Source organism: Paenibacillus enshidis, assembly GCF_042136365.1.
In the GTDB taxonomy this organism is placed as follows: domain Bacteria; phylum Bacillota; class Bacilli; order Paenibacillales; family Paenibacillaceae; genus Paenibacillus; species Paenibacillus enshidis.
In genome coordinates, this window is the sequence record NZ_JBHHMI010000007.1 from 128,160 (window position 1) to 152,235 (window position 24,076).

Genomic DNA, 24,076 nt, shown 5'->3' on the forward strand with positions numbered 1-24,076 from the left:
TGAGGTGTTCGGAGGTTATCTTTCAGACAGGGGGAGATGATCTATTGAATATTTTACTGGCAACGTACTGGCCGATCCCCCATTTGGGCGGGGTCTGGCCGTTTATGCTGCAGGTCAAGCGCAGACTGGAGCAGCTTGGACATACCGTCGATCTGTTCGGGAATGGGCCGGATTCCCCTAAATATTATATTGTCAACCAGGAGAGGGAATTGAGCAAGGAGTTCATTCTGCCTATGCTGCAAAGAAAGCTTAATGAGAATGCGAATCCCCTGCTGAATATGGACCCCTGGGTTCGCAATGTCGAGCTGGACCGATACTGCCTGGAGCTGTCCGCGGCTTATTTCGGGTTGGACCATTATGATATCATTCATGCACAGGATGTCATCTCAGCGCTTGCCATGAGCAGGGTGAAAAGCAAACATACAGCCTTGGTTGCCAATGTTCACGGCTCACTAGCAAGCGAAGTTATACTTTTATTGCAACGGAATCAGGACCCCGGTTACCGGGAATCGCCGGTGTGGAAATACTACTGGGCTTTGGAGCATTACGGATCTGCTGCCGCAGATGTAACGATAACTTCAACCACCTGGATGAAGAACATTCTTATGCAGAATTTTTCGGTTCCCGAACAGCAAATCAGCACCTTCCCATACGGTCTGGACACCGATCAATTCTGGTCCATCTGTGCCCAAGGCACCGATCTAACCGCTCCTGATGGAAAAAAGGTGATTATTTGTCCTGCCCGTCTGGTTTATATTAAAGGGCTTCATTTTCTCATCTCCGCGCTGCAGCTCCTGAATCAGCGCCGCAGCGACTGGGTGTGCTGGATCGTAGGGGAAGGGGACAAGAAAGAGGATCTGATGAAACAGGCAATTCAGGCCGGAGTCGCCGGGAATGTTGTGTTTCTCGGCCATCGTTCGGATATTCCCGCTCTGCTCCAGCAGGCGGATATCTTTGTACACCCCAGCATTCAGGATAACCAGCCTTTTTCAGTGATGGAGGCCCAGGTATCAGGGTTGCCCGTTGTTGTGTCCAATGCGGGGGGGCTGCCAGAGATGGTTCAGCACGAAGTGACAGGCCTCGTCTCACCCGTGGGGGATGTAAATATGTTAGCCTCCCATCTTGAGTTTCTTCTGGCTCATGATGAAGTGCGTGCCAATATGGGAGCTGCAGCTAAAGCGTGGGGGACAGAGTATTGGTCAATGGACCTAATGATCGGAAATCTTCTTAAGGTTTATCAGAGGGCGCTTTGGCCAAACAAAAATTCTGATTACACACATCTGAACTGAATAATGAATTGAACTGTACGTATCAGAAAATTATGATATAAAAAAAACACCCCCTATAATTCATTGGTTCCCAGGGGGTGTTTTCCAATGTCTATTATAGGGGGTGTACTTTCAGTCTTTCCCCTCTCATCTATTCCAAAATCGTAAAGTCCCTGTTCGTATGACTGGCAATAATCGTACTGTCTTTCATAAGCTCTACGAGGACAAGCAGGGTATCCTTATTCCGGGTATTCGACACAACTTGCAGGATGAATGGGTTTCCATTTGTAGCAATGTTTTTAATCATGAATAAAGACGGAAAATCGTTCTGAGTCTTCAGGGTGCGGAGCTCACGCAGCAGTAGGCCGTTGGGGCTGTCTACCTCCACCAAAACGTCAGTTTGGTGTAAGCCACAGTTCTGGATGGTTATTTGTATGCTGTCAATATCTTGGCTTGGACAATGAATATGCTGTCCGGTGGACAAGCGGAATACAGACATAGGTAAAGCCTCCTTTTTAGCTGGCTGCTCTCATTATATGGTGAAAAAGGAATACCGGCTTGGATGATTGCCTTTTTTGAAATAATCCTGTATTGGTCCATACTCTTGGTCGAAATCATGCATTTAATGAGTTATCAAATGCCATTTTCAAATAGATCAGGAGGGTGAGGTCAGTGAAGGCTGTTGTAACCGGAGGAGCCGGATTTATCGGGACCCATCTTGTCCGTGCCCTGACCGATTCCGGATACGAGGTGCACGTGCTGGATAATCTTTCGAGCGGAAGTACTGCGGGACTGGATGCAAGAGCGGTGTTTCATCAGATGGATATCCGCAGCATGGAGGCCAGTGAGATCGTCAAGCAGGAACGCCCTGACGTTGTCTTTCATCTTGCTGCTCAGGCAGACGTTCAGCATTCCATTCGGCAGCCATGGCAGGATGCCGATGTTAATATTATGGGTACGCTTCGTATTCTGGAGGCTTGCAGGGAGGCGGGATGCAAGATCGTCTTTTCTTCAACGGCAGGGATATACGGAGAGCTGCAAAAGGAACGAATCGTAGAAGAAGACCCCACGGTTCCGATTTCCTGCTATGGCCAATCCAAGCTGGCTGCGGAATGTTATATCCGTTTGTTTCACCATCTTTATGGAGTAGAATACACTATTCTGCGTTACAGCAATGTATATGGGCCAGGCCAAGGGGTAAAAGGGGAGGGCGGCGTTGTAGCTCTGTTCATGGAACGGCTGGTGAAAGGGGAGCCCTTGCAAATTCACGGGGATGGCGAACAGACGAGAGATTTTATTTATGTATATGATGTTGTCAAGGCCAATATGGCCGCTGCCCGGAAAGCCAGTCAAAGCACAGTCCATGTCAGCACAGGCCGTACTTCTACGATCAACGGTTTGGCTTCCTATCTGCTCGGCCTGCATGGCAGAGGCTTGACGTCTGTGCATACACCAGCCAAAACGGGGGACATCAGGCACAGCTGTCTTGAAAATACTAAAGCCGGTATGCTGCTTGGATGGAAGCCGTCTTACAGTATTGAAAAAGGATTAAGGCAGACATATGACAGTTGGTTGAACAATGTTGGATGAACCCGATAGGACAGACAGGCAGCCCTCCGGTGACCAGCCGGAGGGCTGCTGCGGGTTAGTTACTCATAACCGTTAATTGGCTAATCCCAGTGAATGCAGCATGGAGCGGAAGGAGTGGACATAGGAATCGGCGTTCAGCAGTCCGGCGACCATGTCTATTCCCTGCTGGCGAATATGCTCGCGCAAGGCATGATTTGTTATCAACTCTGCTCCTTCTGCTGCCGCTTGATCAAGATCCCCATGCACATAAAATTTCCCCGTTTCATTATGTCTGATTAAGATTCGTACCCCGTGGGAATCGGTACTAATCACCGGACAGCGGCAGGCCATAGCCTCTGCTACTGCATAACCAAAACCCTCGAGCAGGGAAGTGGAAAGAAGAAAACCCCCGGAATCGCCGATCATGGAGTAATAATAAGGCATTTTATGATGCGGGATGTTGTTCAATTTTTCAACAACATTGGATAAGCCATGGGTACTGAGCAAGTATTCGAACTGATTCCTGTCATCCGGCTGTGAAAGGGTATCGTCATAAAACATCCACAATCCCAGGTTGGGGAATTGCTGTCGCAGCAATAAAGAAATATCTAGAAAATGTCTCCAGTTTTTATTGGGCTCAAGCCTTCCGATCCAGGCCACAACCGGATCGGAAGGGGGAATGTTTGCTATATAACGGATTGTAGAGGTGTCGAGCACATTCGGAAAAGAGAAAAGATTGAGCGACGGGCATAGCCTGGTGAACAGTTCAACAAGATACGAGGTCGTCGGCACAAGCACCCCGTTGCAGCAGTTATACAGGATCGGCGCGGCCGCGGTCACCGTACTTTCAGCCTCTTCCATAGTTGAGAATCCCTGCGATTCATAAATGAGCGCACCGTTATAGCCCGATTGGCGCAGTTTGGTCAGCAAATGAAAATCTGTGGCGATGATGATCGCATCGTATTGGTTGGAATGAACAATATTCAGAAGCTCGTTGTCGCCAGAGACGACAAATACCGGGATATCATTGTTCATCAGATTTTGCTTGCCCGTACCGATTTGGTAATACAGCAGGTGACATTCAATTCCGCTGCGCGCGAGTACTGTGCAGCGCTGGCGGTTCAGTGTTTCCATTCCGCCGCTTGGTACATAGAAGGTGAACAATATTTTAATTGTCGTTCTCCCCTTTCTGGGTGGCATGAAAAGAAATCAAATGTATTCATTCAGACGAGAGCTCCGATAATATCCAGCAGAAGTTGCGGTTATGCAGAATATGCAGGTCAGAGGAAATGTATGCATGGAATTGAAGTTCACATTTCGGACACATTTTTTTAAGCTTCCATTAAAGCGACTTTAAGCTTGGTTTATACCTGCAGCACTACGATAAAAGAATACTATCAAAAAGAAAGGATGGGGGGCATGCTTGAGGTAAACCAATTAAGCAAAAGGTTTGAAGGGGGACGCGGTGTCGGAGAACTGAACTTCTCCATGCAGCGGGGAGAGATCGTCGGTTTTCTCGGTCCGAACGGTGCAGGCAAAACGACCTCCATGCGGTTAATTACAGGTTATTTGCAGCCGACGAAGGGACAGGTTCTGCTTGACAGCATATCGGTGCATGATCAGGGACGCAGGGTGCGCTCACGCATCGGTTATTTGCCGGAAAATCCGCCGCTCTATCACGACATGACCGTTTCCGGTTATTTAAGCTTTGTAGCCAGCTTGCGGGATGTGCCAGCCAGAGGGCAGAAGGTCAGAATCAGCGAAATGATCAGCAGGCTCGGATTAAACGGGCGGGAGCGCCAACTGGTGCGCAGCCTGTCCAAAGGCTACAAACAGAGACTTGGGCTGGCCGGAGCCATCATTCACAAGCCGGATCTGCTCGTACTGGATGAGCCTACTTCCGGTCTGGATCCCAATCAGATTCTGGAAATCCGTGAGCTGATCCGTGAATTGGGAGAGCAGCATACGGTGCTGCTCAGTACCCATATCCTTCCAGAGGTGAGTACACTGTGTAACCGGGTGCTCATTATTAATCAGGGCAAGCTTGTTTTGGATGGCTCACCAGATTCGATCGGTGGCAGAGGGGATGAGCCGTTTAAGGTGGTCGTAGAGCTGAAGGGAGAAGAAAGCCGTATTCAAAGCGTGTTCAGTGCGTGGGAGCATGCAAGTGCGGAAGTGTTGAAAGATAACCCGGAAGCCGAGGTTCAAGGAACAGTCCGTCTTCTTCTGACAGGGCGATCAGGGGAGGATTTCCGTGAGCCGCTCTTTTATCAGCTGTCGGAAGCCGGTATTCCTGTCCTGGAAATGAAGAAAGAGAATATGAGTCTGGAGCAGATTTTCCAAAAGCTGACGACCAGCGAAGCCTCTGCCGGGCTTGCGCCGGTTGACGGGAAGGAGGCACAGGATGAAGAGAATGCTGGCCATCTGTCGTAAGGAGCTGCACGCTTATTTTTGGACCCCGGCCTCTTATTTTATATTGGCTGTGTATACACTGATTTCCGGTCTGTTTTTTTATACAAGTTTTGTATTTTATCAACCGAGCATCGTGGACTACAGACTTGTGCTGGGGGATACGCTTTCTCTGCTTATGTTTGTCATTCCGCTGCTGACCATGAGACTGATGGCAGAGGAATTTCGCCAGGGAACGGACGAGCTGCTGCTGACATCACCGGCTAGCGCGGCGGAAATTATGATTGGCAAGTATCTGGCCTCGTTGGTCATGATGGCGATGCTTGTTCTGCTCAGCCTGCTCTACCCTGTTATTATGTCCTATTTTGGCAATCTTGATTACAATACCGTGTTTACTTCGGCATTAGGTTTGTTTTTGCTCGGAGCAGCTATGATGGCGGTCGGGTTGTTTGCATCCACGCTGTCTCAGCACCAGATGGTGGCTGCTGTTTCAGGTATTATCCTGCTGGTGGGTCTCTGGATGCTGAATTCCTTCGGAAGCGGAAACGAACTGCGGGAATGGCTTGAGCCGTTTTCGCTGTCCGCACGTTTTAACAGCTTTATCAAAGGACTCATCAACGGCGCGGATGTTCTCTTTTATATTACACTTGCCGTTCTGTTCCTGCTGCTCAGCATACAGGTTGTCGAGCGGAAAAGGTGGAGGTGAACGGCATGAAAACATGGTTAAACCGGACCAACAGCCTGATTCTGTCGGCGGCTCTTATCGGCATCTTTATACTGTTGACGCTGTTCTTGCGTTCTTTGAGCGGCTTCCAGCTGGATCTGTCGGCAGGCAAGCAGTATACGCTGTCAGACCAGACGCTGACCGCATTGAAGAACCTTGGCGGCGAGGTGCGCATCATTGCCTTTACGGTCGGCACATCGGCCAACCAGCGTTTAAATCAGGATGTTTCGGACATGCTGGATGAATATAAAAAGCACAGCAGCAAGCTGAAAATCGAGCAGTATGATTTGAATCAGGAGCCTGCGCTGGCGCAGCAGTACGGGTTATCCTCTGCATCCATTGTGCTGGAGCAGGGAGAGCAGCGGCGGACAATCGATATCGGAACGCTTTTCCGGGCGGTCGATCAGGAAGGCAATTATGAATTTTCCGGTGAGGAGCAGCTGACCACGGCTTTGATGACCTTATCCTCTGACGAGAAGCACAAGGTTGCTTTCCTGACGGGGCATGAAGAGATTCCGCTGTCCAGTATGACAAGCCTGAATTCGGCTCTTCAGCAAAGCAATGTCACCGCAGAAGAAGTACAGCTTAACCGCGACGGTACGGTGCCTGAGGATGCGGAAGTGCTGGCGATTATAGGGCCGCAGCGGGATATCAGTGCGACAGAGTTAAAAGCAGTCCGCACCTATCTTGGCAATGGCGGCAAGCTGCTGCTGGCGCTCGGTTTTAATCAGGAAATGAAATCGGCCTGGACGAATATCGATAAGCTGGCCTCCGATTACGGAGTGAGCGATCTTCATGCGGTAACCGTGGATAACACACAGACCAGCACCCTTGGTCCGTTGTGGGTTGTTCCCAGTTTTGGCGATCATGATATTACACGCAAGCTGTCCGAATCCAACCTGTTCCCGATGCTGTCGCTGTCCATCGGCGTCAAAGCGGAGGAGCAGTCCCAATGGCAGCTGACGTCGCTGCTGCAGTCCTCGGATGACAGCTATGCAGAGACCAATATTCAGGGGCTGCTCAATAACGAAACCGAGTATACCGAGGGGCAGGACACGAAAGGACCCGTTGATTTGGGGTTTGCGGCGAATACGCAGGAAGGCAAACCGAAAGCGGTCATTTTGGGCACTTCCTCGTTATTTAGCGATACGGAATTTATGAATGGCGGGAACCGGGATTTTGCGCTGAATACACTCAATTATTTGCGGGAACAATCGAATGATCTCACGATTCGGCCCCGTCAGCAGCAAAATTACGAGGTTGCCTACTTGACGCCTGTTCAGGCGAGAAGTGTTTTCGTGATCGCGGTTGCTGTTATTCCTCTGCTGTTTGCCGCAGTGGGTCTGCTTCTGTGGTGGAGGAGACGAAAAGCATGAGAAAATGGATACCTACGCTGGTGTTGGTGCTTATTTTTGCCGCCGGTGTCGTGTATGCCAGCAGCCATAATTTTTTTCGCGCATCCGATCCGGTGCCGCAGAAGCTGATGGCGGTTCATCGTGAAGCCGTAACCGGAATCAGGATTGAACAGACCGGCGGTGAGCCTGTTGAAATGATAAAGCAGAATGACGGATGGGTCATGAAGCTTCCTCATGCGTACCCGTTAAACAGCTATGCCGTTGATAACTGGTTGAATGCGCTTGAAGCAGCGACGACCGGTGACATTATAGAGGAGCAGCCCAAGAACCCGGAAAAGTATGGTATTGGCGGTCAGCATGGCTGGAACATCACGGTAACCGGAAACGAGGGTGCGGTTCATAAGCTGGCGGTGGGAAGCACGCTGCCATCCGGCAGCTCCTCCTACGTTCAATTGGAGAGCGGAGCGGTCATTTCCGTCGCCCAGGACAGCTTATCGGGGATGCTGCTGAGCGCAACTGAATTTATCGATACCACCCCATTTGAATGGGACAAGGCTCATTTGTCGGCATTGGAGTGGGAAGGCACCTCCTCCTCCTGGGTACTGAAACGCGGGGAGTCCGGCCCGGACTGGACGCTCAACGGACAGCAGATCAAGGAGGAGGACGCTTCGTCATTATCGGACAAGCTCATTAATGTGGCTACGTCCCAACAGCTCCGCAGCACATCGGAGCTCAAGAAAGAATCGCACCGTTTTACGTTGACCGTAACATTGGATGAAGGTAAAGACCCCAAGGTTTATCAGGGCTGGACAACGTCTGACCAAGCGGACACGGTGTGGATTATCCCCCCTGACAGCAATTGGGCTTACGCGGTTTCTGCCGACAATGTTAAAGAAATAGAGCAGGCCGAGAACAGGAATTAGTCCCCTGTTCTTGGCCTTTCAAACCTATAAGCCCCTTTCAGGCGGCGATTTCTTCTTTTTGCATTAAGCAGGGGATTGCACGCAGCAGCGGAGAGAACGAAGCAATTCCGGATAAAGCGTAAGCGTCCGCCTTTGGCCCGGAGGGTCAACAGCGGTTGGAGGAATGCTTCGTTCTCGGAGCGCCCAAAGAAAATCCCCATTATGCATAAGGAGATCACCGCCCCCCTCATCCAGAACATCTCAGGATAAACCCCTATTCCGTCGCGCATCCTATAGCCTGTCTCACATACTAACTTCATGGAGGATGAGCTGATGCCTGGAGCAAAAAAAGTAATCACTTTGTCCGTGTCGGCGGCTTTGATTGCCAGTATGTTCGGGATTGCAGGATGCGGCTACCGTGATAACGGCAACGGCGTCCGTACCCAAAACATCCGTTATGGCGTGACGGATACGAATCGGATCAACCGGTTTGGCGTCAATTCCACCGATATGCGGAACCGTCTGAACCCAAATGTTGTAGGTACTCGGAATTTGGACAATCTGAGCCCAAATGTTGTCGGTACCCGGAATTTCGACAATATGCGGTATAGTGCGGTGCTGTCCCGGCGTATTTCGGAAATGAAGGGAATCCGCAACGCAACGGTGCTGGTGAACGATAACAGTGCTTATGTAGCCCTTTCCCAGGAAGGGCAGCGCGGAACGAATGCAACGATGCGGGAACGGACGACGGATATGGGGAATATGGGCATACGTGGCACAGTGGGCACAAGAGCCCCGTATACAACCGGTGGAATCGCTCCCGGATTGACAGGCAATAACTATGGCCTCGTTCCACGCGGGTCTATAGCTGACAACAACAGGTTATACGGAACTTCCGGAACAGGCACAACTGCATTACCAAGCCATGTCCGCAACAAAGTGGCAAACAAAATAAAACAGTATGCACCGCATATTCAGCATGTTTACGTATCTAATGATCCTGATTTTGTGACCCGGATGGGCGGTTACGCACGTGATTTGGGAAATGGGCTGCCTTTTAGCGGGATGAGGAATGATTTCCGGACGTTGGCAGATCGTCTATTTCCGGCGGGAACAATCGGCTTGGACGGAGTTGGTCCAAGACCGGGAACCATCAACCGCGGAAATTCGACAATTAGCGGCAATCGGTAACTTGTGTGTAGATGTATCTGAGCAAGCCGTGTTCCGTGACCGTGACGGACGCGGCTTGTTCATTTTACATAATGGAGGCGGCAAAAGTTTTTGTGTAGAAAATGTTGAGAAGTGACAGATACAATATATCTGATTTCCGAAATCGATACTGCCGCTTAGAGAAGCAAAAAATATAAGTGTCATGCAATTAAAAACGTGTATTATGGAGTAGACGATTTTGAAACAGGAAGGGGCTGATAAACATATGCGCAGGTTGCTGCCATATCTGCTAATCTTGCTTGGAGTCCTGATTATCATTGCTCCCAAGCTGCTTGAATGGAAAGAAGATGATAAGCAGAATGAGCTGATGCAGAAGACTGCTCAGTGGGAAGCAGAGCAGCAAAACGGCGGACAGAATCCGTCCTTAGCCGCCGAATACCAGCAGGCATCCCGCCTCCTGGCGGAAGCGGAAGCAGATGAATCTGCGCCCATTGTCCAGCCCGAGCTGTTGAAGAGTGTGGACGGAGAGACACCCATTGCGGTCATTGAGATTCCGGTGATCGGGGTCAAGCTCCCGGTTCTGGAAGGGGCGACACTGGAAAACATGCGCCATGCTGCCGTACACATGTCCGAAACCGCGGCGATTGGAGCTGTAGGGAATGTGGCAATAGCAGCTCATCGGGCAAGAACCGAAGGACGGCTTTTCAACAGGCTGGATGAAGTGAAACTTGGCGATACCATCCCGGTAACCACCCCGTCAGGAAAGTTTGTTTACACCGTCGATCGGATTACGGTTGTTGATCCGACCGATCTATCCGTAATTGCCGATAAGGGGCAGGAGTCGATTTTGACATTGATCACCTGTACCCCTGGGGGAGAGCGGCGCCTGATCGTTCAGGCAAAACTGTAATTGAAAATTCACATATGCAACCAATAAAGGTCTCTGGCGAACCAGGGACCTTATTTTTTGGGTATATTGCCAATTTACAGTCTTGGTGGTGCCAGCGGCTTGCCATGAATCCAGACCGACTTCAGGTCCAAATCGGGTCCCAGGAAGAGAACGTCAGCCTGCTTACCAGCTTCAAGCGATCCTGTCTGCTTGTCGATTCCGATGGATATCGCCGGATTCAGACTCGCGGCAAGGGATGCTTCGGTGATGCTCAGGCCGACCTCCTGCACAAGAAAGCGGAAGCCTTCAATCATCGTTAACGTGCTGCCCGCAAGCGTGACTCCATCCTCCAGACGCGCAACTCCTGCCTGTACGATGACAGGGAGATCTCCGATCATGTAATGACCGTCCTCAAGCCCGGCGGCGGACATCGCATCCGTAATGAGGATCAGGTTGTGATCCCGCTTTAGTCTGGCCAATACGGCAACGGCCGCCGGATGCACATGAATGCCATCCGCGATCACTTCGGCTTCGATGCGCTGGTCATACATGACGGCTCCAACCACGCCCGGTTTGCGGTGATGAAGCGGCGTCATCGCGTTGAAGGTATGAACGGCATGGCGCAGCCCTGCTTCTACTGCGGCTTCAACATCCTCAAAGGACGCATCGGTATGTCCCAGCGCAGCAGTAATATCATGATCCCTGAGCCAGGAAATCAACTCCAACGCCCCCTCCCTTTCAGGAGCAAGTGTAAGCTGTTTGATTAATCCCGGATAGCTGCCGTGCCATTCCTGAACCCAGTTTACATTGGGAGCCGCGATATGCTCCGGATTTTGTGCCCCTGGCCACTTGGGACTGATAAACGGTCCTTCAAGATGAACCCCTGCAAGCTGCGCGTAATCCGAGCCTCTGGAGATATACGCGTGAACCCCGGCCAAAACCTGCTCAATGCGGTCTTTAGGGGCGGTCATCGTTGTTGCCAGCATGGATGTCGTTCCTTGTGAAGCATGAAAGGAAGTGATCCGATCCAGTGCCTCCGGATTTGCATCCATAAAGTCTGCGCCGTTTCCGCCATGGACATGGATATCGATAAATCCGGGCAGCAGATAGCCACTTCGCGTCTCACCCTGTACGGCTTCTTTTTTCAGCGTTGCCGGGATTTCCGCAGCAGTTCCCACATATTGCAGGATGCCGTCCTGCATCACAAGCGCCCCATCTTCGATGATTCCTTCAGGTGTGACGACAGACCCGTATAAAATTTCGGTATGGTTGCTATGCTTTGTACTCATCGCAGTAACCCCCCGGCTTCCCGGTCGAGCAGAACGACCACATTTGGATGGCATTGCAACAGGGAAGCGGGACATTCGGTCGTAATAGGGCCGGTCAGCGCACGGTGAATAATCTCCGCTTTATCCGCCCCGCGTGCGACCAGCAGGATTTGTCTGGCCTTCAGTATGGAGGCAACACCCATCGTAACGGCTTGGGCAGGGACTTCATCAATGGATGGGAAAAAGCGGGCGTTCGCCTGGCGAGTCCGTTCCACCAGTTCCACAACATGTGTGCCGCCAACCAGACTTGGCCCAGGTTCATTAAAACCGATATGTCCGTTATGCCCGATGCCAAGAAGCTGCAGGTCCACAGGACCGATTTCGTCAATCAGCCGGTCATAAGCTGCGCATTCTGCTTCAAGATCAGCCGCATTGCCGTCAGGCACACGGGTATTGGCCGGATGGATATCCACGTGCTGAAACAGATGATGATTCATGAAGGTGCGGTAGCTTTCGGGATGGCCTTCCGGGAGTCCCACATATTCATCGAGATTGACGGTTGACGCCTGCGCAAAGCTTACAAGGCCGCGCTGGTGCATGTCCGTCAGATGGCGGTAAATGCCGACAGGCGAGCTGCCTGTGGCAAGTCCAAGCACAGCGCGCGGCTTGCTTTGCAGCAGACTGGCAATAATGCCCGCCCCCGTGGAACTCAAATCTTCTTCATGCTCAAAGGTCCAAATGTTCATTACGTATTCTCCTCCTTTTTTTTGCGGATGATCCGCACGTTGCGGTAGGACTGCTCAAGCTTTGGAATATATCGGTTAAAGCCTGCGCTAACCATTCCGGTGAACAAAATATCTATGACATGAAGCTGGGCTATGCGGGACGCCATATCCCCCCTGCGCATGCCTTCCTCCAGGGAAGAGGAGAACAGCGGGATATCCGCGATGCCTGCCAGCGTATTGCTGCCGTAAGATGTGAGCGACATCGTATGTGCGCCGTTTGCTTTGGCCAGCCGCAGCGCATCGATGGTTTCAGGCGTTTCACCGGAGTAGGATATGGCCAAGGCCACATCTCCGGGACCGAGTGAGGAAGCGGATGTAATCTGCATGTGGGAGTCGGGAAATGCCGTGCTGTTGGCTCCGATCCGGATCAGCTTCTGGTAGAAATCCTGCGCCACGATGGAGGAGGTCGCCATGCCGTAGAGATCGATCCTGCCTGCACTGCAGAGCAGCTGTACCGCTTGCTCCAATCGTTCCAAATCAAGCAGACGGGTCGTGTCGGTGATGGAGGCGATATGGTTGGACTCAATCGCTTGCACGATGACCGGAAGCGGGTTACCGGCCACAATGTCCTGATAAGTCGCCTCTGTCGCCGGATGGCTGATTTCGGCGGCCAGCTTCATTTTAAAATCGGGATAACCCTTGAAATGAAGGGATTTGCAAAAACGGGTTACCGTCGCGGGACTGACACCTCCCTCTTCGGCCAGCTCCTTGATGCCAAGCCGTATGACCGCATCAGGTGAAGCCAGAATCGTCTCGGCAAGTCTGCGTTCCTGCAGAGGCAGGGCCGCGAGCTCCCTTTGCAGTGTCTTCAAAATGGCCGACATGGGATCGTCGCCTCTTTTCTTCATGAAAATTATTTTAAATTTATATGCGATTTTTAAGAAAATTATTTTCATAATCATCATAGGAAATTTCAGCTCCAAAATCAAGAGGAAGCAAAAAATGATGATCTCCCGTTAAATTTTACAAATTACTACATTTTACGCTATTGACGAATGGCAATTAACGAGAGTTATAATTGTATATAGTTCCATGTATGGAATTAGGAGGAGAATTCTGTCTGTATTTTCTGTGCTGTCATTGTATCTTTGCATGCCCATGACTTGCTGGGCGGATCATCCAGAGAAACTCGCCTGCGCCCCGCCCCTCGCTTGCCGGCCGTCCGGCCGCCAAAGAAAAGGAGGAGGAATTGAAATGCAGAGCCAAGTAATCCGCATGATCAGTGAAGTGAAGGAAGACCCGGAACTCGCCGGGAAGCTTGATGGCACCTCGGATATTATTCATGACGCAGGTCTGGATTCCCTGCAGCTGGTGCACTTTATGCTGAAGATTGAAGATGAATTTGACGTGGAAATCGATTTTGAAGATTTTGAACTGGAATATCTGAGTTCGATTGATGCCTTCTGCGGTTATATTCGGGAAATGAGGGAAAACCCCGGATTCGCGGAGACAACGGAAATCGGGACAGTATGACGGCATGACGCGTTAAGATTCATCAAATCGATAAGCGAGGTGCATAACCATGCAACCGAAAAGCAACGTGTTGATTGACGAGAAGGCATTCAAGCTGATCAAAAGAAATTTGAAAAACGCATCGCTTTCCTACCGCAACTCCGTCAAGGACCCTTCCTTCAGGACGGACATGCCTCAGACGATCGGCATCAAGCTGACGAACCGCTGTAATCTCCGCTGTACTCACTGCTTTGAATGGAATGAGGACGGCTACCACCACCAGATGGACAAGGAAGAACAGAATATGGATTTGGACCCTGCGCTGCTCAGACAAATTTTACAGGAGACGAAGGAGGTCAAATCCCGCTTGTATATGTGGGGTGGAGAACCGATGTTCCACCGCCGCTTTGCTGAAATTTTGGACGTGCTGGCCGAAGACCGGCGGGAGATGACGTTTTGTACGAACGGCCTGCTGATCGACAAGTATCTGGACCGGATTCTGGACCTGTCGGAAAATCTGGAGCTGTTGATCGCCGTTGAGGGCTTCGAGCGGGAGCATGATCTGATCCGCGGCAAAGGCACCTTCAAAAAAACGATGGCACAGATGCAGCGGCTGATCGAGCTCCGCGACCAGGGCCTGTATAAAGGCAGAGTAACCGTGCACGCGGTCATCAATGACAACATGATCGGGCGGATGTTCGAATTTCTCGAAATGTTCGAAAGCATGGGGCTGGATCTCGTGCTGCTTACGTTCCCATGGTATATCTCCAAAGAAACCTCACTTAAGATGGACGACTATTTTTCCCGTAACTTCTCCTGGCTGCGCTCGCTTGAGGAAAACAATATCAGCAGCTGGCATGCCTTTAAATACAAAATCAATCCGGACAACATCGAGCCGCTCATGCAGGAGCTCCGCCGTATCAATGAGCGTGTATGGAATATCCGTGTCCGTTATCAGCCTGGCCTCGACTTCGAGGAAATCGGCAAATTCATTCATGGCGATGAAATGGTCAGCCGCTGCTCCTCACGCTGTCTTGCCCTGAATTCACGCACTGACATTTTGCCGGACGGGAAGGTTATGCCCTGCAAGTTTTTCAGTGAGTTCACGATCGGCAGCCTGCGGGAGCACAGTCTGAAGGAAATCTGGGAATCCGACCAATATGAAAAGACCCGGTCCATCATCAACGAAAACGGGCTGACACCTGTATGCTCCAAATGCAGTGTGCTGTATCTCCATGGAGCCGGATCACTGAAATATATTTGAGCGGCAGCCAGGCCGGCACAGCAGTATTAAAAAGGAGATGCACGTGATGGATCGTATTTCGGATGTAAATGTATTGGCAGCGCTCTCAACCAACCGCAGTCAGCATGTGTTCGTCTGGCTGTTCAATATTGGCGCTGAGGAGGTATGGCATCCCGGTTCACGGGGAATCGCCGATCCGGCGGAGCAGACCGTGGTGAACCGGATGGAGGAAATGAACCTGCTGCTCTGCCGCAGTCAGGATATACTCGTGCTGCGGGAGCAGCCGGAACCGCATTATCTGGAGTCGCTGCAGCGAATGGGGTTCACCATTCCCCGGATCGAGGTGCCCGAGCCTTCCGACCCGCTGATGCCGATTTCCGAGCTGGTACTTGCTGATGAAGGGCTGCTGCAGCGGCTGCAGACCGCATCGCAGGAAGCGGGCGGCGCTTATCTGATGCCCTATGCCGTGACATGGAAGGAAGAGGAGGTTGCGGAACGCTGCTCCCTTACCTTGCTCGGAGCGTGCTCGGATTTGTGCGTACGTGTGAATGACAAGATGTTCAGCCGCAGGATGGCTGAACATCTCGGTTTTCCGGTTACAGAAGGGGCCGTATGCCAGGATGAAACGGAGGTGCAGGCGGCGTGCACCCGCATCGCGGCGGAAGCCGCGGGTCCCGTCCGCTTTATTATCAAGCAGCCGCACGGGGCTTCCGGCAAAGGCATGGTTCTCGTCGAGGACATGTCCCGGCTGAATGGGGTTCTGAATGTGATGAAGCGCTTTGCCGGACGTGATTCCCTTGCGGCCGGCTGGCTGGTGGAACGGTGGTATGACAAACAGCTGGATCTGAATTACCAGATTTATATCGGTATGGATGGCGGAGTGACCCTGTTTTCACTGAAGGTGCAGCAGCTTGCCGGAACGGTGTATACCGGCTCCCGCATGCCTGCGGAACTGGGCAACAGGCTGGAGGAGGAGATCCGCGGCTGTGCGGAACAGCTTGGCGCCTCCCTCTTTGCCGTCGGTTATACCGGAATTGCGTCCATTGACGGTTTTGTGGATGAGGGCGGCCGGCTCTTTCCGGTTATTGAAATCAACGGCAGGTTGACACTCTCGACCTATATTTCGTTTGTATCCGCCGTGCTTGGAGAACGCAAGTTTTTGTCCCGTTATTACCGGGTTGTCTCTGCTGAGCGGCTGACGTATGAATCCCTCTGCGGGCTGCTCCGGGAGAATGGGCTGCTGTACGGAGCCGAGCGCCGGGAAGGGGTGATCGTGTATACGGCAGGTACCCTTTCTGCGGCCCGGCTGAAGCAGGGATTCATCAGCCGTATTTTCACGCTGATTACCGCAGACAGCTGGGAAGAGGCTGAAGATTATGCGCACCGGCTGGAACGTACATTAGCCGATCTGCAGCAAGTACAGGCCCTGCACACATGAATTTTATGATATGAAACCTGCGAGAGAATGGAGGAATTCAGATGGAGACGACGGCAAACATCGTGGTGCCTCTGCTGGAAAAGGTGTTAAAGCTGCCGGCTGGAGAGCTGGATGGACTGGAACCGGACAGGGACCTGCGCAGCCTTGGCCTCAATTCGCTGTCGGCGGTTGAATTGATTGTAGAACTGGAGAACGAACTAAATATTATGATCGATGACGATAATCTGGTGCTTGATAAGCTGTCCACGCTCGAGGGAATCGGACAGCTCCTGGGCAGATATGCGTAAGGCGGGGGCAGCTTTACATGGGCAGTCCGTATCGGGAGTAAGCCGGGTAGGCAAGCATTGCCTCTATTCTTCCCTGTGCGGCTTGCTGCAGCACCGAGGCATTGCAGCTGCCGAGGCTGATTTGTTTCTATTGGCGGGCAGCATGAACGCGGAATATGAGGGCGAACTGCGTCCGTTTGGTCCGGGAACCTTCGGGGACCAGCTGCGCAGAATTACGGCTTCCGGTGGCCCTGCCATCCGGGTTGAAGCCTGGGATCCGCAGGACAGCGATCCGCACAAGCTGGTGAAGGTACTGCATAGCGGGTACGGCACGATGCTGCACGTATCCAGCGCAGCCTTGACGTATCACGAGATTTACGTCATCAACCGCGCGCGCGGACATGTAATCGAGCTGCACGGCCTGGATGCGGAGTCAGGGACTGTCCATGTATCAGACAGCTTCCTGCTGGACTCATCAGGCCAGGCGTTTCAATACACGGGTACTGCCCGCCTGGATGATCTGCTGGGTGGAATACTGGATTATGCCTGGCTGGCGCTCCCTCCAGCCGCGCTTTCACCAGCCAGAATGTATCAAGCGTGTGCCCTGCATATCCGGGATTATCTGACTGGCCGGAGTGACGAGCCACGGTTCAGGAAAGGAGATGCGGCTTATCGTGCCTTCATAGCGGATTTTCAACTGCTGTCCGGTATGAATGATCAGGAATTCCGGCACCACTGTGGAGAGATTTATTACCAGCTGCGGATTGGTACTGCACTTACCCTGACGGATTATCTCCATGATTATGCCTTGTTTCATCAGGAAACGCTGGGGGCGGAAGCGGGCTTGATCGCGGACGGGGCAAAAGAGCTTTATGCCGGCTGGCACCGCCTTAATCTTCTGATCTACAAGACCGGTCTGCAGCTCGACAGACGCCGCGTGCCGGCCATCATCAACCGTGCCAATGAACTGGCCGATCAGCAGTACCGGCTGCTTGAAGGCCTGCTGCCTCTTGTGGAACACGCTTCACAACATGAGTGAGGGGGAAACGTTTTGCCGGCCATTACACTGAACCGATTGTCGAAAACATTTACGTACTACAAAAAAGAACCGGGTGTGCGGAAATCGCTGCAAAACCTGTTTCGCAGGGAAAAGCTGGCCAAGGAAGCCGTCAGGGATGTCAGCTTTTCCGTCAGGGAGGGCGAAATGGTCGGTTTTCTCGGGCCGAACGGGGCGGGCAAAACGACGACTCTGAAAATGCTGTCAGGCATTCTGCATCCGAGCAGTGGCGAAGCTTCCGTGCTGGGATTTACGCCCTGGAAACGGCAGAAGGAATTCAAAAGGCAGTTTTCCATCGTCATGGGCCAGAAAAACCAGCTATGGTGGGATTTGCCTGCAAGCGAATCCTTTGAGCTGAACAAGCTGATTTACGAAATCGGCGACCATGAATACCGCGCTTCGCTGGACGAACTGGTGACGCTGCTCGGTGTGGAGGAGCAGATGCATGTGCAGGTGCGGCGGCTGTCGCTCGGGGAACGTATGAAAATGGAGCTGATTGCCGCGCTGCTGCACCGGCCGAAGGTGATTTTGCTGGATGAGCCGACCATCGGTCTGGATATGGTATCCCAGCGCCGAATCCGGGAATTCTTCAAGGCGTATAACCGGCAGCACCGGACCACGGTGCTGCTGACCAGCCATTACATGAAGGATATCGAGGATTTATGCACAAGGGCGATCATTATTAGCGGCGGGGGCCTTGTCTATGACGGGGATCTGAAGAGTGTCAATGAGCGGCTCGGCGCCCGCAAGCTGCTCAAGGTTCGATTGGCTGAGCCGATTGCCCGGAAGCAGCTAACGGGTCTGGGCAGCGTCCGGTCCTGCAGCCAGATGGAGGCTGTTTTTGAGGTGGATGCGGAAGATACGCTCGGTTGGTCGAAAAAGGTGCTTGATGCGCTGCCTGTTGTGGATTTTACCATTGAGGATGTGCCTTTGGAGGAGGGCATTGAAAATCTGTACAACGAAGGCAGATGGGCTGATGCGAAATAATCCGATTGAAAATAACAAGTATGTCAAAGTATTTTTGCTCGGCATGCAGAATGAGATGGAGTACAGGACGAACTATTGGCTGCAGCTTTTTTCCTTCACCCTGCCGTTAATGACACAGGTATTTCTCTGGCTTGCTGTTTTTGGCTCTTCGGGCGAACGGCGGCTGCTTGGTTATACGCTGGAGGAAATGCTTATTTATGTGGTGATGGCGGCGGTCACCGGCAGGCTGATTGCGGCCGGATTTGAATACGAGATTGCGGCGGATATCAAGGAGGGCGGCCTTGGCAAATTTCTTGTGCAGCCTGTTCATTATTTTGCCTATCGTTTTTTCCGGTTTGCCGGCGGCAAAGCGGTGCAGAGCATGGTCATTTGGGCAGGCGCTGTCTGTATGCTGGTCGGGCTCCGTCTGTCAGGCGGCACTGACTTTTCAATGACGCATCTTTTGCTGTATATGCTGACTCTGCCCGGAGCGCTGCTGCTGAATTTTCTCGTCTATTATACGCTCAGCGGCATGGCCTTCTGGGTTACGGAATCCTCGGGGCTGTTCTATACGCTGTCTCTCGTCATTTACGTAGCGAGCGGAACCGTCTTTCCACTGACGATATTCGGGGATGTGGCAGGCAGGCTGCTGAGCCTGCTGCCATTTGCTTATACGGTGTTTTTTCCCGTGAATGCGATCACTGGAAAGCTGGAAGGCCCCCTTATTGCAGCTGGAATCGGGGTACAGGTTTTCTGGATTGCCGTCCTTTTTATTCTTTCAGGCGTTGTATGGCGCGCGGGTGTCAGACGCTTTGTGTCAGTAGGAGGGTAAAATGAGCAATTTGCTGCGGACCTGTATCCGCTATGCCAGGTTGTATGGGCGGTTCATCAAATTTTCCGTCATGTCGCAAATGGAATACCGGATCAATTTTATCACCGCATTTCTCGTGGAGACGGCTTACCTGCTCATCAAGCTGCTCTATGCTTCGGTCCCTTACCGGACAGGCACGGACATCAACGGATGGTCCCCGGATGCGGTGCTTCTGTATATCGGGGTGTTTACGATCATGAGCGGCCTGTACAGCGGGCTTTTTTACAGCAATTTTACCGGTCTCCCGGCCAAAATCCGTACAGGCTCGCTGGATGTGCTGATGACCCAGCCGGTCTCCCTGCAGTTTATTGTCACTCTGCGGCAATTCGATCTCGGGTACACCATCCCGAATGTCGTGGGGGGCGGCATTATGGCAGGCATCGGCTGGCACCGTCTGCAGCTTCCGTTCACTTGGGACGCGATTGGCGGTTTTGCTTTGCTGATCGTAGCCGGTGTGCTTACCGCTTATTCGGTCTTTCTGCTGCCGCAAATGCTGGGCTTCTGGACCATCCGTACGAACGGGGTGACGGAATTGTCGAACAGCCTGTTTGAAACGAATTACGTGCCGATGTCGGTATACAGCAATCTCATTCAGAGGATTGGCATTTTTGTGCTGCCGGTATTCGTCATCTGCAATTTTCCGCCGATGTTTGTGCTGGGCATGATGAACGGCGGCATGCTGCTGTGGGCTGTATTGGCGCCGCTTTGGCTGCTGCTGCTTGTGCGGCTGCTATGGCAGTTCGCGCTGCGAGGTTATACCAGTGCCAGTCAATGACCGGCGTGGGAAAAGGAGCAGCATTCTATTTTTCGGGGAGGAAGAGATGAATGGGAACTGATATACCTGCGCTGAAGCGTCTTTATATGGGAACCTTTGAGGCGGAAGCTTATTGGAGGGACCCGGAAACCGCGTCCCTGCCCGCTTTGCCGGACCGGTCCAGTTCTGCGATTGTCGCAGCGATGGATGAACTGCTGTTTTGCTTCTGCGGGCAGGGGGATGTGCTGCTTACCCGTTATGCCATGTCTTCTGTACACAGGCAGTATATCTCCGGGTTCGGCTTCAGGCCCGCCGTCAATGAGCATGATCTGGGCGGAGACGAACCCCCTGCGCGCGACTCCGCTGCATCCGTCTTCGAGCTGCTCTGCAAACGCAGAGACGACGGCCTGCAAGGACTGCCGGGATTGAAGGACTGCCTGCTCACTCCGTTTGCATACCTTCCCTACACGGAGGAGGCGGCAAAAGCCTGGGGCATCCGTATCCATCAGCCGTGCCTGGAGACGATCCGCAAAGTGAATGGCAAAACTTACTCCTCCATGCTCAAAAAGCGCTTTGGGCTGAGCAATCCCGGTCTGATTGTAACAAGCTCCGTGGACCTGGAGCAGGAAGGGCGGAAGCTGCTGGCCGGGGGCACTTTTCTGGTGAAGGACGATTTTGGCGTGTCCGGCAAGGGCAATCTGCATATCACTTCCGCGCAAATGCTGGAGCGGATCGTGGCGTATCTGGGGCAGCAGGAACGGAAAGGGAAGAGGCTTTGCTTCATATTGGAGCCTTTTCTGGAGAAAGAGCGGGATTTCTCTTGCCAATTTGTCGTTTCCGAGACCGGGGAAGTGGACATCGTATCTGTTCAGCTGCTGGCGAATGCGAGCTTTTCCTACAGAGAGTCGCTGCTGCCTGATCCGGGATTCATGGAGATGCTTGAAGAGAAGGGTTATTTTTCGCTGATGAGGGCGGTCGGCAGACAGCTGTGGGCAGACGGTTATTTCGGGGATGTATGTGTGGATTCAATGACCCTCAGGGACGGAAGTCTGGAAGAAATTGTCGAAATCAATGCGCGGCGTTCCATGAGCCTGATCAAGCACCGCATTGATTTGCTTTTGGCGGAACGGTCGCTGCAGGGCAGCATGACCCATTACACGCTGTCCCATCAAGGGACACTGCCATACGAGTCTCTGCTGGACAAGCTGGAGCAGGCGGAGCTGCTTTTTACGGGAAGCCGGGAAGAAGGGGTAATGCCTCTCTCGGCCAATACGCTTTATGTGAATACAGGCGGAAGGGATGCGGTCATTCCGGGCAATGATGCGAGCAGTGATGAAAGTACGGGACGAAAAGGAAAAGGCCGGCTTTACCTTGCGATGATCGCTGAGAATCAGGATAAAAAAGCGCAATTGACAGAGCGGCTGGAGCGTTTTTTTACCGATAACCGGTTTGCCATCTTAAATTAGCTGCAATTGGTGAAAGGAAATTCATTTTTTGACATAGCTGGGGGGAAGGGAAATGAAGGTTACGGTATTGTGCTCCGGTTTCGGATTGGGTTTCTATACGCCCGGATTGCTGATTGAAGGGGGACTGCGCAGGCTTGGCATCGGGACGGCTGTTCATGTATTCGAGAATGTGCTACCGGAATCCGCCCGTATCAAGGTGGACCAGAATCGTAAAGCCTATCATGACAATTTCAAGATTGCGCTGATGTCGCAAAAAATCCCGCAGGATATGAGTGAATCCATCGATCCGGAAGCGCTGGAACGGCTTTTGTCCCTTTGGTGCGAGGAGGATCGCTGCCATTTCATCTGTTTGTCAGGCCATTGGATGTATGTTCTGGAGGAGTACCGGTCCCGGCGAAGCGGAGTTCCTCTCCACATCGAGCTGCTGTATATGGATTCTACACCCTCCCCGTCCTGGAAAAATGTTGCGCGGCACCGGCCGCAATTTGCTGCGGGCTGCGGCCAGCTAACTCTGTTTGACCGTGCCTCTGGCAGCATAAACTGCTACATTGATGTGCCTGTTCCCCTTGTGCCCTACCCGGAGCGTGAACAGCGGCTGTTCGTGCATGGCGGCGGCTGGGGAATGGGCACCTATCGTGAAAAGCTGGATCAGCTGGAGGCCGCCGGTTACGGACTGGACATGATACTGTATAACGATGATGCCCCTGTCGGACAGCCTGGCAGACGATATTACCGGATGGATCCGCAGTGGCGGACGTGGCAAACGGAAGCGGGGGGAGGGCATATCTTTCCTCCGTTTGCCGAAGTTCATCCGGGGAAAGAGACCCTGTACGGCAATCAGGAGGAATATCATCTATTATATGCACAGCAGCGCCGGATGAAGGCGATTGTCAGCAAGCCGGGAGGGGGAACCCTGACCGATTCGTTTGCATCCGCGACACCGCTCATCATGCTGGAGCCATTCGGTGCGCATGAGAAGGACAATGCTGACCTGTGGGAGGAGCTTGGATTCGGCATCCGATACGAGCGCTGGATTACGGAATACGGCGGCCGTGCGGACATCCTGGAGCAGATGCATACGGCCATGCTGGAGACGAAAAAGCGGACCCCGGAATGTGCGGCACTGCTGGCACAGCGCCTTGGCTTGCACCCTGCGCAGACCGTTCCCGGTGTGTGGGAGGGGGGCCGATGAATACTGCCGCCGCATATGCGGCGTCTTTCCCGACGGAAAAGCCCGTCCGGTTTGGCGTGATCGGCTGCTCGTCCATCGTGCCGCGCGCGCTGCTTGAGCCTGCCCGCTTTGTTGAGGATACGGCAGTTGTGGCCGTCACGAACCGGACCGCCGCCAAAGCCGAAATGATGGCGGAACGGTACAGCATCGGCACGGTGTACCGGACACCCGCAGAGTTATTAAGCGACAGTCAGGTGGATGCCGTGTATATTGCGCTCAGCAACGACCTGCACGCCGAATGGATTGCAAAGGCGCTGAACGCTGGCAAGCACGTGCTGGTCGAAAAGCCGCTGTGCCTGCACACAGATGAACTGGGCCTGATCGAGTCAGCACTGCAGCCGGGTGGGCCATGCCTGCTGGAAGGGGTGATGGTCAGGCATCATCCCTGGCAGGACAAGCTGCGTGCCATGGTAAATGATCGCAGCTTCGGCAGGCTGCGTTTGGTGGAAACCAGTCTGTGCATCCCTGCCCAAAATGGGCATATGGACAATTACCGCAGCCGCCCCGAGCAAGGGGGCGGCTGCTTCCGGGATCTCGGCGTGTACTGGCTGCAGTTTCTGCAGACGGTGGCCGGGCTGGAGGGGGCCGGCTTTCAGGGGCAATCTTCCTTCGACGGACCGGGAGGCTGTGACTGGACATTTCAGGCGCAGGCGGAATATCCGGACGGCTTGAGCGCGGTTGCTCTTTTCTCTTTCGAACGCCCTTATCGCTGTTCGCACACCCTGACCTTCGAGCATGCGGTGGTTTCCCTGCATGACTGCTTTCGCGCCAACCTCGGATTTTATAAAATGACACTTCGGATACGGCAGCCCGGACAGATACCGGCTAAAACCGAATTTCGGCCCATGAATTATTATGTCAACCAATTGGACCATTTTTGCCGTATGGTCCGCGGCATGGCCGCGCCTGTGCCTTTTCAGGAGTCGGCGGAACGGATCAGGCTGCTGGATTCCATTTATCAATCAGCCTGCCAGAGCAGCATAAAATGAAGGG

Annotated in this window: 24 protein-coding genes; 19 read left to right on the top strand and 5 right to left on the bottom strand. The window is 52.7% G+C overall.

Annotated features, from left to right (window positions below):
• Positions 1 to 44 precede the first annotated feature (44 nt).
• Entirely contained in the window at positions 45 to 1,289 is a 1,245-nt protein-coding gene (locus tag ACE41H_RS10585; RefSeq protein WP_375355196.1) for a glycosyltransferase family 4 protein, read from the top strand.
• A gap of 130 nt (positions 1,290 to 1,419) precedes the next feature.
• Here ACE41H_RS10585 and ACE41H_RS10590 read toward each other — a convergent pair whose 3' ends face one another.
• Positions 1,420 to 1,767, bottom strand: a complete 348-nt coding sequence (locus ACE41H_RS10590) for a hypothetical protein (protein ID WP_375355197.1) — start codon at positions 1,765 to 1,767, stop codon at positions 1,420 to 1,422.
• A gap of 173 nt (positions 1,768 to 1,940) precedes the next feature.
• Here ACE41H_RS10590 and ACE41H_RS10595 point away from each other — a divergent pair, with 173 nt between their 5' ends.
• Positions 1,941 to 2,858 carry an NAD-dependent epimerase/dehydratase family protein gene (locus ACE41H_RS10595; protein ID WP_375355198.1) on the top strand — a complete coding sequence of 306 codons (918 nt, stop codon included), beginning with the start codon at positions 1,941 to 1,943 and terminating at the stop codon, positions 2,856 to 2,858.
• Positions 2,859 to 2,930: 72 nt separating this feature from the next.
• On the opposite strand, the gene ACE41H_RS10600 is transcribed toward ACE41H_RS10595, so the two are convergent.
• Positions 2,931 to 3,971, bottom strand: coding sequence for a glycosyltransferase family 4 protein (locus ACE41H_RS10600; protein WP_375355199.1), 1,041 nt, complete (start codon positions 3,969 to 3,971; stop codon positions 2,931 to 2,933).
• Between the two features lie 285 nt (positions 3,972 to 4,256).
• Here ACE41H_RS10600 and ACE41H_RS10605 point away from each other — a divergent pair, with 285 nt between their 5' ends.
• The 6 genes from ACE41H_RS10605 to ACE41H_RS10630 all read left to right on the top strand — a co-directional run bounded on the left by ACE41H_RS10605 (position 4,257) and on the right by ACE41H_RS10630 (position 10,307).
• Entirely contained in the window at positions 4,257 to 5,270 is a 1,014-nt protein-coding gene (locus tag ACE41H_RS10605; RefSeq protein WP_375355200.1) for an ABC transporter ATP-binding protein, read from the top strand.
• Positions 5,242 to 5,952: an ABC transporter permease subunit gene (locus tag ACE41H_RS10610; RefSeq protein ID WP_375355201.1), complete on the top strand. Its 711-nt coding sequence runs from the start codon at positions 5,242 to 5,244 to the stop codon at positions 5,950 to 5,952. Before ACE41H_RS10605 ends, ACE41H_RS10610 begins: the two co-directional genes overlap by 29 nt.
• Before the next feature lie 5 nt (positions 5,953 to 5,957).
• Entirely contained in the window at positions 5,958 to 7,346 is a 1,389-nt protein-coding gene (locus tag ACE41H_RS10615; RefSeq protein ID WP_375355202.1) for a GldG family protein, read from the top strand.
• A complete protein-coding gene (locus tag ACE41H_RS10620) occupies positions 7,343 to 8,248 on the top strand; it encodes a DUF4340 domain-containing protein (protein ID WP_375355203.1) in 906 nt (301 codons plus the stop codon). Before ACE41H_RS10615 ends, ACE41H_RS10620 begins: the two co-directional genes overlap by 4 nt.
• Positions 8,249 to 8,560: 312 nt before the next feature.
• Complete coding sequence (locus tag ACE41H_RS10625) at positions 8,561 to 9,418, top strand: YhcN/YlaJ family sporulation lipoprotein (protein ID WP_375355204.1); 858 nt, start codon at positions 8,561 to 8,563, stop codon at positions 9,416 to 9,418.
• A 244-nt stretch (positions 9,419 to 9,662) separates the two neighbouring features.
• Positions 9,663 to 10,307: a sortase gene (locus tag ACE41H_RS10630; RefSeq protein WP_375355205.1), complete on the top strand. Its 645-nt coding sequence runs from the start codon at positions 9,663 to 9,665 to the stop codon at positions 10,305 to 10,307.
• 74 nt (positions 10,308 to 10,381) lie between these two features.
• Here ACE41H_RS10630 and nagA read toward each other — a convergent pair whose 3' ends face one another.
• Genes nagA through ACE41H_RS10645 form a run of 3 tightly spaced genes read right to left on the bottom strand, consistent with a single transcriptional unit; the run spans position 10,382 to position 13,163 of the window.
• Positions 10,382 to 11,575: an N-acetylglucosamine-6-phosphate deacetylase gene (gene nagA, locus ACE41H_RS10635; RefSeq protein ID WP_375355206.1), complete on the bottom strand. Its 1,194-nt coding sequence runs from the start codon at positions 11,573 to 11,575 to the stop codon at positions 10,382 to 10,384.
• A complete protein-coding gene (nagB, locus tag ACE41H_RS10640) occupies positions 11,572 to 12,300 on the bottom strand; it encodes a glucosamine-6-phosphate deaminase (RefSeq protein WP_375355207.1) in 729 nt (242 codons plus the stop codon). The genes nagA and nagB overlap by 4 nt, the downstream gene beginning before the upstream one ends.
• The gene (locus ACE41H_RS10645; RefSeq protein ID WP_375355208.1) at positions 12,300 to 13,163 is read right to left on the bottom strand and encodes a MurR/RpiR family transcriptional regulator; all 864 of its coding nucleotides are present in this window, start codon (positions 13,161 to 13,163) and stop codon (positions 12,300 to 12,302) included. The genes nagB and ACE41H_RS10645 overlap by 1 nt, the downstream gene beginning before the upstream one ends.
• Before the next feature lie 370 nt (positions 13,164 to 13,533).
• Here ACE41H_RS10645 and ACE41H_RS10650 point away from each other — a divergent pair, with 370 nt between their 5' ends.
• From ACE41H_RS10650 to ACE41H_RS10700, 11 genes are read left to right on the top strand one after another with little or no spacing between them, the layout of a single operon-like run.
• On the top strand, positions 13,534 to 13,812 hold the full coding sequence (locus tag ACE41H_RS10650; protein ID WP_375355209.1) for a phosphopantetheine-binding protein: 279 nt from the start codon (positions 13,534 to 13,536) through the stop codon (positions 13,810 to 13,812).
• 49 nt (positions 13,813 to 13,861) lie between these two features.
• The gene (locus tag ACE41H_RS10655; protein WP_375355210.1) at positions 13,862 to 15,055 is read left to right on the top strand and encodes a radical SAM protein; all 1,194 of its coding nucleotides are present in this window, start codon (positions 13,862 to 13,864) and stop codon (positions 15,053 to 15,055) included.
• A 46-nt stretch (positions 15,056 to 15,101) separates the two neighbouring features.
• Entirely contained in the window at positions 15,102 to 16,472 is a 1,371-nt protein-coding gene (locus ACE41H_RS10660; RefSeq protein WP_375355211.1) for a preATP grasp domain-containing protein, read from the top strand.
• 41 nt (positions 16,473 to 16,513) lie between these two features.
• Positions 16,514 to 16,759 carry an acyl carrier protein gene (locus tag ACE41H_RS10665; RefSeq protein ID WP_375355212.1) on the top strand — a complete coding sequence of 82 codons (246 nt, stop codon included), beginning with the start codon at positions 16,514 to 16,516 and terminating at the stop codon, positions 16,757 to 16,759.
• A complete protein-coding gene (locus tag ACE41H_RS10670) occupies positions 16,752 to 17,777 on the top strand; it encodes a BtrH N-terminal domain-containing protein (RefSeq protein ID WP_375355213.1) in 1,026 nt (341 codons plus the stop codon). The genes ACE41H_RS10665 and ACE41H_RS10670 overlap by 8 nt, the downstream gene beginning before the upstream one ends.
• A 12-nt stretch (positions 17,778 to 17,789) precedes the next feature.
• Positions 17,790 to 18,782, top strand: coding sequence for an ABC transporter ATP-binding protein (locus tag ACE41H_RS10675; protein WP_375355214.1), 993 nt, complete (start codon positions 17,790 to 17,792; stop codon positions 18,780 to 18,782).
• Positions 18,783 to 18,786: 4 nt separating this feature from the next.
• Positions 18,787 to 19,593, top strand: a complete 807-nt coding sequence (locus ACE41H_RS10680) for an ABC transporter permease (protein ID WP_375355288.1) — start codon at positions 18,787 to 18,789, stop codon at positions 19,591 to 19,593.
• Position 19,594: 1 nt separating this feature from the next.
• Complete coding sequence (locus tag ACE41H_RS10685; RefSeq protein WP_375355215.1) at positions 19,595 to 20,407, top strand: ABC transporter permease; 813 nt, start codon at positions 19,595 to 19,597, stop codon at positions 20,405 to 20,407.
• A gap of 50 nt (positions 20,408 to 20,457) precedes the next feature.
• The gene (locus tag ACE41H_RS10690) at positions 20,458 to 21,852 is read left to right on the top strand and encodes a hypothetical protein (protein ID WP_375355216.1); all 1,395 of its coding nucleotides are present in this window, start codon (positions 20,458 to 20,460) and stop codon (positions 21,850 to 21,852) included.
• A 52-nt stretch (positions 21,853 to 21,904) separates the two neighbouring features.
• On the top strand, positions 21,905 to 23,044 hold the full coding sequence (locus tag ACE41H_RS10695) for a glycosyltransferase family protein (RefSeq protein WP_375355217.1): 1,140 nt from the start codon (positions 21,905 to 21,907) through the stop codon (positions 23,042 to 23,044).
• Positions 23,041 to 24,072 carry a Gfo/Idh/MocA family protein gene (locus tag ACE41H_RS10700; RefSeq protein WP_375355218.1) on the top strand — a complete coding sequence of 344 codons (1,032 nt, stop codon included), beginning with the start codon at positions 23,041 to 23,043 and terminating at the stop codon, positions 24,070 to 24,072. Before ACE41H_RS10695 ends, ACE41H_RS10700 begins: the two co-directional genes overlap by 4 nt.
• Positions 24,073 to 24,076 lie beyond the last annotated feature (4 nt).

What these genes read in the sequence shown, in the direction of transcription:
- ACE41H_RS10690 (WP_375355216.1), top strand. Translation starts at nt 20,458, where the DNA reads ATGGGAACTGATATACCTGCGCTGAAGCGTCTTTATATGGGAACCTTT.
- ACE41H_RS10700 (WP_375355218.1), top strand. Translation starts at nt 23,041, where the DNA reads ATGAATACTGCCGCCGCATATGCGGCGTCTTTCCCGACGGAAAAGCCC.
- ACE41H_RS10600 (WP_375355199.1), bottom strand. Translation starts at nt 3,971, where the DNA reads ATGGAAACACTGAACCGCCAGCGCTGCACAGTACTCGCGCGCAGCGGA.
- ACE41H_RS10630 (WP_375355205.1), top strand. Translation starts at nt 9,663, where the DNA reads ATGCGCAGGTTGCTGCCATATCTGCTAATCTTGCTTGGAGTCCTGATT.
- ACE41H_RS10625 (WP_375355204.1), top strand. Translation starts at nt 8,561, where the DNA reads ATGCCTGGAGCAAAAAAAGTAATCACTTTGTCCGTGTCGGCGGCTTTG.
- ACE41H_RS10615 (WP_375355202.1), top strand. Translation starts at nt 5,958, where the DNA reads ATGAAAACATGGTTAAACCGGACCAACAGCCTGATTCTGTCGGCGGCT.
- ACE41H_RS10645 (WP_375355208.1), bottom strand. Translation starts at nt 13,163, where the DNA reads ATGTCGGCCATTTTGAAGACACTGCAAAGGGAGCTCGCGGCCCTGCCT.
- ACE41H_RS10685 (WP_375355215.1), top strand. Translation starts at nt 19,595, where the DNA reads ATGAGCAATTTGCTGCGGACCTGTATCCGCTATGCCAGGTTGTATGGG.
- ACE41H_RS10590 (WP_375355197.1), bottom strand. Translation starts at nt 1,767, where the DNA reads ATGTCTGTATTCCGCTTGTCCACCGGACAGCATATTCATTGTCCAAGC.
- ACE41H_RS10670 (WP_375355213.1), top strand. Translation starts at nt 16,752, where the DNA reads ATGCGTAAGGCGGGGGCAGCTTTACATGGGCAGTCCGTATCGGGAGTA.
- ACE41H_RS10695 (WP_375355217.1), top strand. Translation starts at nt 21,905, where the DNA reads ATGAAGGTTACGGTATTGTGCTCCGGTTTCGGATTGGGTTTCTATACG.
- ACE41H_RS10655 (WP_375355210.1), top strand. Translation starts at nt 13,862, where the DNA reads ATGCAACCGAAAAGCAACGTGTTGATTGACGAGAAGGCATTCAAGCTG.
- ACE41H_RS10610 (WP_375355201.1), top strand. Translation starts at nt 5,242, where the DNA reads ATGAAGAGAATGCTGGCCATCTGTCGTAAGGAGCTGCACGCTTATTTT.
- ACE41H_RS10650 (WP_375355209.1), top strand. Translation starts at nt 13,534, where the DNA reads ATGCAGAGCCAAGTAATCCGCATGATCAGTGAAGTGAAGGAAGACCCG.
- nagA (WP_375355206.1), bottom strand. Translation starts at nt 11,575, where the DNA reads ATGAGTACAAAGCATAGCAACCATACCGAAATTTTATACGGGTCTGTC.
- ACE41H_RS10660 (WP_375355211.1), top strand. Translation starts at nt 15,102, where the DNA reads ATGGATCGTATTTCGGATGTAAATGTATTGGCAGCGCTCTCAACCAAC.
- nagB (WP_375355207.1), bottom strand. Translation starts at nt 12,300, where the DNA reads ATGAACATTTGGACCTTTGAGCATGAAGAAGATTTGAGTTCCACGGGG.
- ACE41H_RS10665 (WP_375355212.1), top strand. Translation starts at nt 16,514, where the DNA reads ATGGAGACGACGGCAAACATCGTGGTGCCTCTGCTGGAAAAGGTGTTA.
- ACE41H_RS10620 (WP_375355203.1), top strand. Translation starts at nt 7,343, where the DNA reads ATGAGAAAATGGATACCTACGCTGGTGTTGGTGCTTATTTTTGCCGCC.
- ACE41H_RS10605 (WP_375355200.1), top strand. Translation starts at nt 4,257, where the DNA reads ATGCTTGAGGTAAACCAATTAAGCAAAAGGTTTGAAGGGGGACGCGGT.